This is a genomic window from Paraburkholderia sp. (assembly GCF_050742655.1).
Classification (GTDB): Bacteria; Pseudomonadota; Gammaproteobacteria; order Burkholderiales; family Burkholderiaceae; genus Paraburkholderia.
In genome coordinates, this window is record NZ_JBOIGG010000004.1 from 40,478 (window position 1) to 53,866 (window position 13,389).

A 13,389-nucleotide genomic window follows, 5' to 3' on the forward strand; every position below is an offset into this window, starting at 1 on the left:
TCACGGAATCGGATGATGGACGGTGACGAGCTTCGTGCCGTCGGGGAAGGTGGCTTCGACCTGGATGTCGGGGATCATCTCGGGGATGCCTTCCATCACGTCGTCGCGCGTGAGCAGCGTCGTGCCGTAGTGCATCACTTCGGCGACGGTCTTGCCGTCGCGCGCGGCTTCCATCAGCGCGGCGCTGATGAACGCGACGGCTTCCGGATAGTTGAGCTTCAGCCCGCGCGCGCGGCGCCGCTCGGCAAGCAGCGCGGCGGTGAAGATCAGCAGTTTGTCTTTTTCGCGAGGAGTCAGCTTCATCGGGTCGGGGCGGTCGTGCTCTGTGCGGAAAGTGGGAGGGCTGGGGCGGAACCGGCGAGCGTCGTTGTTCACCGACCCGGCTCGGCATTTCACCGAAGCGTGTCAGGCGAACGATGACCGGATGCCCATCAGGCATCGGTCCAATACTGGCCGAAACCTGACCAAGATAGCAAGCCGCTTTAACGGGATGCTTACAGATCGGCCGGCAGCGGTGCGCCGAACCACTTCTTCGACATCGCGTTCAGTGTGCCGTCCTGCTTCGCCTGCGCGATCGCCGCGTCGACTTTTTGTTGCAGCCGGGGCTCGTTCTTGTTCATCCCGACGAAGCACGGCGAGTTCTTGATGACGAATTTCGGTTCGGGACGACGCGGCGGATTCTTCGACAGAATCGCGGCGGCGACGATGTTGCCCGCGGCGATGAGTTGGACCTGGCCGGACAGGAACGCTGCGATCGTTGCGTTGTTGTCCTCGAAGCGCTTGATCGTCGCGTTCGGCGCCATCTGCGTGAGCGCGATTTCCTCGAGCGCGCCGCGAGTCGCGCCGACGGTCTTGCCGGTGAGATCGGCGGGGCCCGCGACCTTGACATCGGCCGGACCGAACACGCCCTGGTAGTACGGCGCGTAGGCCGTCGAGAAGTCGATGACCTTCTCGCGCTCGGGCGTCTTGCCGAGCGACGAGATCACGAGGTCGACCTTGTTGGTCTGCAGATACGGAATGCGGTTCGCGCTGTTCACCGGCACGAGTTCGAGCTTCACGCTCATCGATTTCGCGAGCAACGCGGCGGTATCGATGTCATAGCCCTGCGGCTCCAGATCCGGACCGACCGCGCCGAACGGCGGATAGTCCTCCGGCACCGCGACCTTCAGTACGCCAGCTTTCGCGATTGCATCAAGGGTGTCGGCGTGCGCGATGGGGGCAGCGAGTGCGGTGAGCGCGAACAAGGGAGCGAGCAGCAGCGAAGCGAGCGATGTGCGGCGGGTGGGACGTGCATGAGGAACGTGACGGACAGACGTTTGATTCGGGTTCATCGACAGGGGGTCTCCAGCGAGCGGACGCCTGCCGTCGGAAGCGGCAGATGCGTGGGGCTATCAGGAGCAAAGGGTATGCCAGGCGAGTGAGGCCTCAGTGGCAACGCAGAGTGGTGTGCGTCGCGTGGTGTGCACTGCCGCGAGGCACGCGGGTAACCGGTGAGCCCTGGGGTGGTGCGGGTGCGTGTGTGCGGTCGGTTGCGCGGATTGGCCGTCGATGCACCGGCGTCGCATGGTGCTGCGTTTGCAGGGGCGAGGGTTGCCGAAGGTGCTGTTCGACGACGTTATAGCGGCTGCGCTGACGATGGACGACGTGAGCCGCTCATGTCGTCCACAGACGCAGCGGCGTCGCAGCGGCGCCGTGCACGACAGGACGCAGCCGCATCCAGCATTGCGTGAGCGCGTGTTGCAGCGGCTCCATCGATTGCGCGGCTACGCGCACCAGCAACACGTTTTCGCAGACGCACGATGCGCCTGCGCGGATCGTGTCGTCGAATGGCAGCGTAGCGGTCAGTGCTTCGGCGAGCGAATCGTCGCACGCGGGGCCGACCGCCCACAGCGTGCCCCACGCGGGGAAGCTCGCGAGACCTTGCGGCGCGTCGCGCAGCGGGTCCGTGGCGGTGATGCGCGTCTGTTCGAGCCATAGCGTACGGCCGGACGGCCCGATGATTCTTGCATCGGCGCGCAGCGTGCCTGCCGACCAGCGTTCGCCGGCCGCTTGCCGGCCGAGCTGACACGCGTCCCAACCGAGCGCGGTCGCGCCGTCGGCGAGCGTCAGCGTGAAGCCGGGTTGCGCGTGTGCATGGTCGAACACGATGTTGTTCTGCGGCAGCCAGTCGAGCTTCGCGTCGGCGCCGACACGGATGTCGATCTGTTGTTGCGCGGGGCGGCCATTCGACTTGTACCACTTGGTCGCGCCGGGCGTGGTCAGCACCGCGTGCGTACCGGCGTCGAGCGCGATGTCGACGTCGAGCCGGTCACCGCCCGCGACACCGCCAGGCGGATGCACGATCACCGCATGACAGATCGCGTCGCCTTCCGGATAGAGCGGTCGCTGCACACGCAGCGGCCCGCGATGCAACCGATGCGTGAGTGCAGTGCGCGTGCGTTGCAGCGTGAAGCCGAGTTCGAGACGCGCATGCCATCCGGCATCGGAGACAGTCGATGCCGGGCGCAGCGTGGCGTGATGTTCATGCAGCGACATGCGGACGATGAAAGTGGGTGCAGAAGCGGGGCACAACGATGCGGCGAGAATAGCACGCAGGATGCAGCACGCAGCCCGCGTATGAGTGGCTCGCGACGCAGCGTGTCACACCGCGATCAATGCGCGCACGCCGTCTGCGTCCATATTTTCGCCTTGACCGCCGGCGACGATTTCACCGCGGCTCATGACCCAGTACCGATCGGCGATGGCTTTTGCGAAGTCGTAGTACTGCTCGACGAGCAGGACGGTGAGGCCCATTTCCTCGACGAGTTGTCGCAGCGTGCGGCCGATGTCCTGGATGATGGATGGCTGAATGCCTTCGGTGGGTTCGTCGAGGATGAGCAGTTGGGGTTCGCTCATCAGTGCGCGGCCGATGGCAAGTTGTTGCTGCTGACCGCCGGACAGATCGCCGCCGCGACGCGAGCGCATGTCCTTGAGCACGGGGAACAGCTCATAGATGCGTTCGGGAATTTTCGATGGTGCTTTACGACTGGCGGCGCCGACCAGCAGATTTTCTTCGACGGTGAGTCGCGGAAAAATATCACGACCTTGCGGCACATAGGCGAGCCCGTGCGCGACGCGCGCATGCGGGGGCAGCTTGGCGAGGGAAGTACCCCGCCAGGCGATGGACCCGCTTTTCGGATGAACGACGCCCATGAGACAACGCAAGAGCGTCGTCTTGCCGACCCCGTTACGCCCGAGCAGAACGGTGAGTTTTCCATCGGGCACGGTGAGCTTCACATCGCGAAGGATGTGACTCCCACCATAGTATTGATTGAGTCCTTCGACCTCGAGCATGACAGTCCTTTAAAGCAGAAGACAAACACCAACCACAACCCAAAAAGAAACACCTACCAGGAACGACCCAACCGCGACGCACGCAGTGCGAAGCGGGATGAATGACGGCCTTGTCACTAACGCTAAAAATACGAGAGCCGGTCTCGTCTCGGACCACTACCCAAGGTGAGCGTGGTGCCCACTTAGGTGAGGGCCATTCCCGGTATCACATGGAAAGGAAGGGCTTACGTTTCGGCGGCTTTCTTTTGCCTACTTTTCTTTGCCGCGGCAAAGAAAAGTAGGTGCTGCCCCGCACAGGGGCAACGCCTGCGCCGCGAGGTGCAAATAAGCACCGCCTGCAAGGTCAAGCAACTACAAACCAAACAAACCCAGCCGCCGCAGGCAACAACAATCACCTCCCAAGATAAGACTCAATCACAGCCTCATCCCTCTTAACAGAATCAAGAGTCCCATGAGCGAGCACACGCCCTTCGGCCATAACAGTAACGCGGCCCGCAGAACCCGCTAAAGCAGCAACAAACTCCATATCATGCTCAACAACCATCATGGAACAAGACCCACGCAAGTGATTAAGCAAAGCAGCAAGCTCCATAGTCTCGTCATCAGTCATGCCAGCCGCAGGCTCATCGAGCAACAACAAAGCGGGCTGCTGCATCAACAACATCCCGATCTCAAGCCGTTGCTTCTGTCCATGCGACAACTCGCCGGCGGGCCGCCGAGCCTCACTCTCCAACCGGATCAAAGATAAAGTCTCTTCAATCCGAGCCTGGGCCTCACGATCGAGCCGCGCACGCAACGACGCAAACCACCCCTTATCGGTCTTCATCGCAAGCTCGAGGTTCTCCCACACCGGATGCTGCTCGAACACGGTAGGCTTCTGAAACTTTCGCCCAATACCCGCACGCGCAATCGTAGGTTCGTTCATCCGCGTGAGATCGATCGTCTGACCGAGAAACACCTTGCCCGAATCGGGTGAAGTCTTGCCGGTAATCACGTCCATCATCGTCGTCTTGCCCGCACCGTTCGGACCGATCACGCAGCGCAGTTCGCCGACGTCGATCGACAGCGACAGCGCGTTGAGCGCACGAAAGCCATCGAAGCTGACAGTCACGTCCTCGAGATACAGGATCGTGCCGTGCGACACATCGATCACGCCGGGCGTTACCGCGTGGCCAGTCGTCGCGACGCCGGATAGTATCAGCCCGTCGTCGGGCTGCGCGAGATCGGGGACCATCGGGTTCTCGTTCATCGGCGGCTCCTGCGGGTGACGAGTTCGATCAATCCCATGATGCCGTTCGGCAGCAGCAGCGGTACCAGCACGAAGATCAGACCAAGAAAGAACAGCCAGTATTCGGGGAAATTCGCAGTAAAGAAGCTCTTCGCGCCGTTCACCGCAAACGCGCCGATGATCGGTCCGATCAGCGTGCCGCGACCGCCGACCGCGACCCAGATCGCCATCTCGATCGAGTTGCCCGGCGACATCTCGCCGGGATTGATGATGCCGACCTGCGGCACGTACAGCGCGCCGGCGATTCCGCACAGCACGGCCGACAGCGTCCACACGAACAGCTTGTACGCGAGCGGGCTATAGCCGAGGAACATCAACCGTGTCTCGCCGTCGCGCACCGCGGTGACGACGCGCCCGAGCTTGCTCGTGACGATCGCGCGCGCGCCGAGAAACGCCAGCACGAGCACCGCGAACGTGATCACCAGCAGCGCCGCACGCGTGCCCGGATGCGTGACCGGAAAACCCGCGATGCGCTTGAAGTCGGTGAAGCCGTTGTTACCGCCGAAGCCCGTCTCGTTGCGATAGAACAGCAGCATCGCGGCGAACGTCATGGCCTGCGTGATGATCGACAGGTACACGCCTTTCACGCGCGAGCGGAACGTGAAGAAGCCGAACACCCACGCGACGATCGCAGGCACCGCGACCACCAGCAGCAGCGCATACCCGAGATGTTCGGTGCCCTGCCAGTACCACGGCAGCGAATGCCAGTCGAGGAACACCATGAAGTCCGGCAGATCGCTACCGTACTTGCCGTCGTGGCCGATCGCGCGCATCAGGTACATGCCGATTGCGTAGCCGCCGAGCGCGAAGAAGAGCGCATGGCCGAGGCTCAGGATGCCGCAGTAGCCCCATACGAGATCGAGCGCGAGCGCGGCGATCGCGTAGCACATGAACTTGCCGGTGAGCGTCATCGTGTACGCGGACAGATGGAACGCGCTCGATTCGGGCAGCACCAGCGCCGCGAACGGCACGCCGAGTCCGAACACGATGACGAGCGCAATCAGCGCGAGCCATGCGCGCCGCGACAGCAGCGCGGGCCGCGGCGGCAGGCCGAGCGCGAAGCCGTCGGGCTGCGTGCGCGCATTGCTTGCAACCGGCAGAGTGGACGAAGAAGCGGACGAGGAAGCCGCAGTCATCTCAAGCCTCCGCGCTGCGGCCCTTCAGGGCGAACATGCCCTGAGGACGCTTCTGGATGAACAGCACGATCAGCACGAGCACCGCAATCTTCGCGAGCACGGCGCCCCAGAACGGTTCGATCGTCTTGCTGACGAGCCCGAGACCGAAGCCGCCGAGGACGGTGCCCGCCAGTTGCCCGACGCCGCCGAGCACGACGGCCATGAACGAATCGATGATGTAGCTCTGCCCGAGATCCGGGCCGACATTGCCGATCTGCGACAGCGCGCAGCCGCCGAGTCCGGCGATGCCCGCGCCGAACGCGAACGCGTACGAATCGACGCGCGCCGTCTTCACGCCGACGCACGCGGCCATCCGCCGGTTCTGCGTGACCGCGCGCACGAACAGGCCGAGCCGCGTCTTCGTGAGCACGGCCCACGCGATGCCGACGACGATCATCGCGAACGCCAGGATCGCGAGCCGGTTGTACGGCAGGATCAGGTTCGGCAGCACGGTCACGCCGCCGCTCATCCACGACGGATTGACGACCTGCACGTTCTGCGCACCGAAGATCATCCGCGTCGCCTGGATCAGGATCAGGCTCACGCCGAACGTGGTGAGCAGCGTTTCGAGCGGACGGCCGTACAGGTGTTTCAGCACGAGCCGTTCGAGCACGATGCCGACCAGCGCCGCCGCGACGAACGATGCGGGGATCGCGAACAGCGGATACCAGTCGAACGCGCCGGGCGCGTGGCGCTGGAACACGTTCTGCACGGCGTAGGTCGCATACGCGCCGATCATCAGGAACTCGCCATGCGCCATGTTGATCACGCCGATCAGACCGTACGTGATCGCGAGGCCGAGCGCCGCGAGCAGCAACACGCTGCCGAGCGACAGGCCTGCGAACACGGTGCCCGCGATCTCACTGCGGCGCTGGATCGAGTCGAGCGAATCGATGCCTCGCTGCGCGACCGCGCGGATGCCCGCGTCGCTTTCCGCGAAGCTGCCGTCGGGCTTCTTCGCGACGAGCGGACGCAGCAGTTCGTACATGTCGAGGTCGTGCCGCGCGGCAACGAGCTTTACCGCTTCGAGCCGCGTCGCGGCATTGGGATTGTGGAGCGCGGTCATCGCCCACAGCGTGTCGAGGCGCTTCTTCAGCGCCGGGTCGGTTTCTTTCGCGCGGGCCGTGTCGATCAGCGGCTTCATCGCGGGGTCGGGGTTTTTCAGCAACTCCGTGACCGCCGCGCGACGCGTCTCGAGATCGGGTGAATCGAGTTGCAGGCCCGACAGCGCGCCCGTCACTTTCGAGCGCAGCAGGTTGTTCAGGGTGACCGGTTGCGCGTCGCCGGCGGCGACGGTCTTGCCGGTGGCGGCGTCGTGCGCGGTGTCGCCGTCCTGCAGCAGCACTTCGCCGCTGTCGGTGGCGAGCGCGGTGTCGTCGGACAGCGCTTTCAGCACGGCGAGCGATGGCGCGTCGTGATTCGCGATCAGCTTGTCGATCGCGGCGGACTTCGCATCGAAGTCGTCGCCCGCGAGCGGCGCGAGGTCCGCCGGGCTCAGTGCGAACGCGGCAAGCGGCGTGGCCGCGGCGAACGTCAGCAGCGCGGCGGCAACGTACCGGCGCAACGACACGGAAAGATTGAGCGCCATAGTGGTCTTCAAAAGTAGTGCGAGTAATACAGGTAGTGCGGCATCGCTGCGCAAGCCGATGCCGCACCGCCGGGTCACGACGTTACGACATCACCGCATTACGCAACGCGCGAGCGGCGCAGGAACGCCGGGATCGAGCTGACGACATCCGGCTTGCCCGCATTGCCGGCGATGTACGGGCTCCACGGTTGAGCGCGGATAGTCGTCTTGGTGCGCCACACGACGTTGAACTGGCCATCGGCACGCACCTCACCGATCATCACGGGCTTGTGCAGATGATGGTTACCATCCATCTCCAGCGTGAAGCCTGAAGGAGCCGCGACCTTCTGGCCGATCATCGCGACGCGCACCTTGTCGACGTCGACGCTCTTCGCTTTCTCGGCGGCCTGCTTCCACATGTGGATGCCGACCCACGTCGCTTCCATCGGATCGTTCGTCACGCGCTTCGTGCCGCCCGGCAGGCTCTGCGACTTGACCCAGTCGGCCCATTGCTTCTTGAACTTCTCGTTGGTCGGATTGCGCAGCGACATGAAGTAGTTCCATGCGGCGAGGTTGCCGACCAGCGGCTTCGTATCGATGCCGCGCAGTTCCTCTTCGCCGACCGAGAACGCGACGACGGGCACGTCGGTCGCCTTCACGCCCTGGTTGCCGAGTTCCTTGTAGAACGGCACGTTCGAATCGCCATTCACCGTCGAGATCACGGCTGTCTTGCCGCTCTGCGAGAAGGTCTTGATGTTCGCGACGATGGTCTGATAGTCGCTGTGGCCGAACGGCGTGTAGACCTCCTGGATGTCCGTTTCCTGCACGCCCTTCGACTTCAGGAACGCGCGCAGGATCTTGTTGGTCGTGCGCGGGTACACGTAGTCGGTGCCGAGCAGGAAGAAGCGCTTCGCGCCGCCGCCTTCCGCGCTCATCAGATATTCGGTCGCGGGGATCGCCTGCTGGTTGGGAGCGGCGCCCGTGTAGAACACGTTGCGCGACATCTCTTCGCCTTCGTACTGCACCGGGTAGAACAGCAGGCCGTTCAGTTCCTCGAACACCGGCAGCACCGACTTGCGCGACACCGAGGTCCAGCAGCCGAACACGACCGCGCACTTGTCCTGCGTGATCAGCTGGCGCGCCTTCTCCGCGAACAGCGGCCAGTTCGACGCCGGATCGACGACGACCGGTTCGAGCTTGCGACCCATCACGCCGCCACTCGCGTTGATCTCGGCGATCGTCATCAGTGCCGTGTCTTTCAGCGAGGTCTCCGAGATCGCCATCGTGCCCGACAGGGAGTGCAGGATGCCGACCTTGATCGGGCCTTTGTCGCCGCTTTGCGCAAAAGCGGAAGGGATCTTGCCCACGACCCCTGCAACCCCTGTTGCCGATGCGACCTTCAGAAACTCGCGCTTGTTCATTGATCGTCCTCTGCTTATTTGAAAGTTGGATATCGTCTTGAATACAAGACGGACTCAAGAGAGCAACTTCCAGGCCAGGCAGAGACTCAGGCTAACCGTCGCGTCGGCTGTTGTTCTCGCGTTGGTCTCAGGTTATTGCGACGGATGCGGGGCGCATGAAGGCGGTGCGGGTGCGGTGCCACGATGGTGCGCGATGCACGTGCGCGGGGACGTGCATGGAGGGTATATGTCAGGCTTCTTCCCGATCCGCGTAACGTGCGCGCGCGGTTTGCATCATGTAGAGCGTGATGCGTTTGACCTCGGCCTGACTCTCGGCGATGTGGTCGCGGATCATCTGCTGCGCACCGTCAGCATTGCCCGCGAAGATCGCTTTGAGAATCGCCGCATGCTCCTTGTAAGTCGCCGCGATACGCGGTTTTTTGGTGAAGTCCAACCGTCTGATGATCCGGATGCGCTCGGTCACGTCTTCGTGAATGCGCGCCATCTCGTCGTTGCCGACCGCGGCGACCAGGCGCGCGTGGAAGGCTTCGTCGAGCGATGCGACAGTGGCGGGGTCGTCGAGTTGTTTCTTTACGGGAACGCACCAGATTTCGCGTAGCGCGTCGAGACGCGAGGTCAACTCCAGCCCGACGATCTTCGCGATCGCCGAGGTCTCCATCATCACGCGGACCTCGTAGAGATCCTCGAAGTATTTGAAGTCGAATGCGCGGACCTGCCAGCCGCTTCTGAAGTTGACGTCGACGTAGCCTTCGCGCTGCAGCCAGAAGAGCGCCTGTCGCACCGGTGTACGGCTCACCTGCATCCGCGCTGCGATGTCGCCTTCGCTGAATTTGTCGCCGGGCAGCAGACGAAAATCGAAGATGTCCGCCTTGAGCTGCGTGTAGATCTGCGCAGCAAGATTGTTCGCGTTTTTCGCGGATCCGGCCGGCGTCCTGTGGTCAACCATATTCGATTCCAGGGGGCGTGATTGGGGGTAGGGGCGAAGGGCCGAAGGGACTATTCCAGCGACACCAGAGGGTCGCCGGCGCTGATCATCATACCGGGCCTGCAATGGAACGTTTTGACGATACCGTCGTGCGGCGCGGCCACGTGAAACTCCATTTTCATCGCTTCGAGAATCAGTAACGGGTCGCCCGCGCGGACCTGCGATCCCTGATCCGCGATCAGCTTCCACACATTTCCGGTGATGTCCGACGAGACGATCGAGCCCGACAGTTCCGCGATTTCGATCGGCTCCGCTTCGGGGTGCACGACGATTTCCGCGTTGCGTTCGTCGTTGACCCAACGCGCGACCTCGGCGTCGAACGCGTGTTTCTGGTTCGCGCGGAAGGCATCGAGTTCCGGCTCGATGCGCGCGAGGAATGCGTTGTACTCGCCGAGATCGAAGACCTCTTCGTCGATGCGCACGCTGCTGCGTCCTTCGCGGAGATCGTTGCGCAGTACGTCCAGTTCGCTTTCGCTGACAGGATAGAAGCGCACCTGGTCGAAGAAGCGCAGCAGCCACGGTTTGCCGTCGACGAACACGTCGTTCTTGAGGAACTTGTTCCAGATCGGCAACGTACGGCCGACAAGCTGATAACCGCCCGGCGAATCCATTCCGTAGATGCACATGTAGACGCCGCCGATCCCCACCGTGCCTTCGGCGGTATAGGTGCGGGCCGGGTTGTACTTCGACGTCAGCAGACGGTGCCGCGGATCGACGGGAACCGCGCACGGCGCGCCGAGATAGACGTCGCCGAGACCGAGCACCATGTAGCTGGTCTCGTAGAGGATGTCGCGAACCTCGTCGCGCGATGCGAGGCCGTTGATGCGTCGCATGAACTCGGTATTGCTCGGCAGCCAGGGCGCGGTGTCCTTGACCGATTGCCGGTAGCGCGCGACCGCGTCGAGCGTCGCGGAGTCTTCGTAGGCCATCGGCAGATAGACGACGCGGCTCGGCACTTTCATCGTCGCGATGCCGGTTAGCGTTGCGTCTGTTGCGGCGAGTGCGTCGACCAGCGCGCGCTGACCGATCGTGCGCGAGTCATAGCGCACCTGGAGCGAGCGCACGCCGGGCGACAGTTCGAGCACACCGTCCACCGGTTTTCGACGCAGCGCTTCCATCATCGCGTGGACCCGGAACCGCAGATTCAGATCGAGCACGTTCTCGCCGTACTCGATGAGGACGTACTTGTCGCCGGCTTGGCGGAATACGGTCTTCGGATGATCGCCGCTCGCCGGTGCTTCGAAAAGAATCGGCGAGCCGCGTTGTGCGGAGAACATCGGCGCAAGGGCGCCTGGATTTTTCCAATGCTCGATGAACGCGTCCTGCTGCTGTTCGAGTGCGAGTGCTTCGTCGAACGTCATTTCGTGGAAGCGGATCTTGTCGCCGGGTTTGACCTGTCCGACTTTCCACAATTCGGCTTTCGCAATCGTCGCGGCACAGACGAAACCACCGAGGCTCGGACCGTCGCGCGTGAGGATCACCGGCATGTCGCCGGTGAAGTTGATACTGCCGATTGCGTACTCGCAGTCGTGAACGTTCGACGGATGCAGACCGGCCTCGCCGCCGTCGGAGCGGGTCCATTGCGGCTTCGGACCGTTCAGCCGGATACCGAGGCGATTCGAGTTGTAGTGGACTTCCCAGTCGCTGGCAAAGAAGGTGTCGATCGATGCTGCGGTGAAGAAGTCGGGCGCGCCGTGCGGACCGTACAGCACGCCGATTTCCCAGCTTCGTCCATACGACGGGATTAGCATCGCGGGCAGCGGCGCCGGCGCATAAAGCGGCGCGAGGTCGGCCGTGGACGCGAGTTGTGTGTCCGCGACCGGCAGCACGTCGGAAGGACGCAGCGTGCGGCCCGCGTGACCGCCGAACTGTCCGAGCGCGAAGGTTGAGCGGCTACCGAGATACAGCGGCACGTCGAGACCGTTGCGCACCGCAAGGTAGGTCCGGCAACCGCTGGTCGCCTTGCCGATCCGCAACGTCTGGCCGGCCTTGATGTCGAGCGGCGTCCAGAAGACGAGCGGGGCGCCGTCGAGGTCACCGTCCGTCGGTGCGCCGGTGAGCGCGACGACGGTGTCGCGATGGAATCGCACCGTCGGACCGAGCACGGTTGTCTCGATCGCGGCCGCATGACTCGCGTTGCCGACGATCCGGTTGGCGAGCCGGAATGCCCAGTCGTCCATCGGACCGGACGGCGGCACGCCGATATCCCAGTAGCCGACGCGGCCCGGATAGTCCTGCACCGTTGTATAGGTCCCGGCATCGATGACTTCGATGACGTTCGGCCGGTACGTGAAACCATCGAGATAGCGGGTCGACACATCGCCTGAAACGAAGCCTTCGCTGGCGACGATCTTTCTGAGGTAGTCGAGATTCGTCGCGATGCCGGACAGGCGCGTCGCATCCAGTGCGCGTGTCATCGCGGAGATCGCAGCAGCGCGGTCTTCCGCATGCACGATCAGCTTCGCGATCATCGGGTCGTAGTGCGCCGATACTTCGCTGCCGGTCTCGACCCAGCCGTCGACGCGAACGTCCGCAGGAAAACTGACTTCGGTCAGCGTACCAGGGCTCGGCGCAAAATTACGCAGCGCGTTTTCGGCGTAGATACGGACTTCGATCGACGCGCCCCTGGGCACGATCGCACGATCGAACTCGGGCGGCTCTCCGGCCGCCGTCAGAATCATCCACTCGACCAGATCGATACCGGTCACGCATTCGGTGATCGCATGCTCGACCTGCAGGCGCGTGTTGACCTCGAGGAAATAGAACGCTTCTTTCGCGGCGTCGTAGATGAATTCGACGGTACCAGCCGACCGATAACCGACGGAGCGGCCGAGATTTTCGGCTGCCGCCAGCAGACGCTGCCGTACCGCATCGGGCAGATTCGGCGCAGGGGTTTCCTCGACCACCTTCTGGTTGCGTCGCTGCAGCGAACAGTCCCGTTCGCCGAGTGCGACGACGTTGCCATTGCCGTCGCCGAAAATCTGCACTTCGACGTGTCGTGCACGATCGACAAAACGCTCGACGAATACGCCGCCGTTCGCAAAAAACGATTGTCCGAGCCGTTGAACCGATTCGAATGCCGCAGCCAGTTCCGCTTCGTCGTTGCAGCGGGTCAAGCCGATACCGCCGCCGCCCGCCGTGCTCTTCAACATCACCGGATAGCCGATCGAAGCAGCGGCTTCGCGCGCGGCATCGAGGTCGGCGAGCAGGCCCGAGCCTGGCGTCAGCGGTACGCCGGCCTGGTCAGCGAGTTCGCGCGCAGCGTGCTTCAGGCCGAACTGCTCCATCTGTTGCGGCGTCGGGCCGACAAATGCGATGCCTTCTGCTTCGCAGCGCGCGGCGAAGTCCGCGTTCTCCGACAGGAAGCCGTAGCCGGGGATGATCGCCTGCGCCCCGGTTTGCTTCGCGGCTGCGATGATCAGATCGCCGCGCAGATAACTGTCGGCTGCCGCGTTGCCGCCGAGCGGCACGGCCACATCCGCCATGCGGACGTGCAGGCTGTCGCGATCGGCATCGGAGTACACCGCGACCGGGCGGATCTTCATCCGCTTGAGCGTGCGCGCAATGCGGCAGGCGATTTCGCCGCGATTAGCGATCAGAACCGTGTCGAACATGGCAGC

10 protein-coding genes are annotated in these 13,389 nt (G+C 63.5%); all 10 read right to left on the bottom strand.

What is annotated here, in order from left to right; genetic code table 11:
• Complete coding sequence (gene ureA / locus ACREXZ_RS07410; protein WP_266250274.1) at window positions 1-303, bottom strand: urease subunit gamma; 303 nt, start codon at window positions 301-303, stop codon at window positions 1-3.
• A gap of 191 nt (window positions 304-494) precedes the next feature.
• Window positions 495-1,331: a transporter substrate-binding domain-containing protein gene (locus ACREXZ_RS07415; RefSeq protein WP_431763404.1), complete on the bottom strand. Its 837-nt coding sequence runs from the start codon at window positions 1,329-1,331 to the stop codon at window positions 495-497.
• Between the two features lie 322 nt (window positions 1,332-1,653).
• On the bottom strand, window positions 1,654-2,535 hold the full coding sequence (locus ACREXZ_RS07420; RefSeq protein ID WP_431763405.1) for an urease accessory protein UreD: 882 nt from the start codon (window positions 2,533-2,535) through the stop codon (window positions 1,654-1,656).
• Window positions 2,536-2,640: 105 nt separating this feature from the next.
• Entirely contained in the window at window positions 2,641-3,333 is a 693-nt protein-coding gene (urtE, locus tag ACREXZ_RS07425) for an urea ABC transporter ATP-binding subunit UrtE (RefSeq protein WP_431763406.1), read from the bottom strand.
• Between the two features lie 391 nt (window positions 3,334-3,724).
• Window positions 3,725-4,582 (bottom strand): urea ABC transporter ATP-binding protein UrtD, encoded by an 858-nt coding sequence (gene urtD, locus ACREXZ_RS07430; RefSeq protein ID WP_431763407.1) that lies wholly within the window; start codon window positions 4,580-4,582, stop codon window positions 3,725-3,727.
• Window positions 4,579-5,757 carry an urea ABC transporter permease subunit UrtC gene (gene urtC / locus ACREXZ_RS07435; RefSeq protein ID WP_431763408.1) on the bottom strand — a complete coding sequence of 393 codons (1,179 nt, stop codon included), beginning with the start codon at window positions 5,755-5,757 and terminating at the stop codon, window positions 4,579-4,581. The genes urtD and urtC overlap by 4 nt, the downstream gene beginning before the upstream one ends.
• Before the next feature lies 1 nt (window position 5,758).
• Window positions 5,759-7,384, bottom strand: a complete 1,626-nt coding sequence (gene urtB / locus ACREXZ_RS07440) for an urea ABC transporter permease subunit UrtB (RefSeq protein WP_431763409.1) — start codon at window positions 7,382-7,384, stop codon at window positions 5,759-5,761.
• A gap of 98 nt (window positions 7,385-7,482) precedes the next feature.
• Window positions 7,483-8,784 (bottom strand): urea ABC transporter substrate-binding protein, encoded by a 1,302-nt coding sequence (gene urtA, locus ACREXZ_RS07445; protein ID WP_431763410.1) that lies wholly within the window; start codon window positions 8,782-8,784, stop codon window positions 7,483-7,485.
• Window positions 8,785-9,013: 229 nt separating this feature from the next.
• Entirely contained in the window at window positions 9,014-9,730 is a 717-nt protein-coding gene (locus ACREXZ_RS07450; protein ID WP_431763411.1) for a GntR family transcriptional regulator, read from the bottom strand.
• A gap of 50 nt (window positions 9,731-9,780) precedes the next feature.
• Window positions 9,781-13,383 (bottom strand): urea carboxylase, encoded by a 3,603-nt coding sequence (gene uca / locus ACREXZ_RS07455; RefSeq protein ID WP_431763412.1) that lies wholly within the window; start codon window positions 13,381-13,383, stop codon window positions 9,781-9,783.
• Between the last annotated feature and the right edge of the window lie 6 nt (window positions 13,384-13,389).

Excerpts from the sequence above, each read along its gene's own strand:
- ACREXZ_RS07415 (WP_431763404.1), bottom strand. The coding sequence starts at position 1,331 with ATGAACCCGAATCAAACGTCTGTCCGTCACGTTCCTCATGCACGTCCC.
- ACREXZ_RS07450 (WP_431763411.1), bottom strand. The coding sequence starts at position 9,730 with ATGGTTGACCACAGGACGCCGGCCGGATCCGCGAAAAACGCGAACAAT.
- uca (WP_431763412.1), bottom strand. The coding sequence starts at position 13,383 with ATGTTCGACACGGTTCTGATCGCTAATCGCGGCGAAATCGCCTGCCGC.
- urtB (WP_431763409.1), bottom strand. The coding sequence starts at position 7,384 with ATGGCGCTCAATCTTTCCGTGTCGTTGCGCCGGTACGTTGCCGCCGCG.
- urtD (WP_431763407.1), bottom strand. The coding sequence starts at position 4,582 with ATGAACGAGAACCCGATGGTCCCCGATCTCGCGCAGCCCGACGACGGG.
- ureA (WP_266250274.1), bottom strand. The coding sequence starts at position 303 with ATGAAGCTGACTCCTCGCGAAAAAGACAAACTGCTGATCTTCACCGCC.
- urtE (WP_431763406.1), bottom strand. The coding sequence starts at position 3,333 with ATGCTCGAGGTCGAAGGACTCAATCAATACTATGGTGGGAGTCACATC.
- urtA (WP_431763410.1), bottom strand. The coding sequence starts at position 8,784 with ATGAACAAGCGCGAGTTTCTGAAGGTCGCATCGGCAACAGGGGTTGCA.
- ACREXZ_RS07420 (WP_431763405.1), bottom strand. The coding sequence starts at position 2,535 with ATGTCGCTGCATGAACATCACGCCACGCTGCGCCCGGCATCGACTGTC.
- urtC (WP_431763408.1), bottom strand. The coding sequence starts at position 5,757 with ATGACTGCGGCTTCCTCGTCCGCTTCTTCGTCCACTCTGCCGGTTGCA.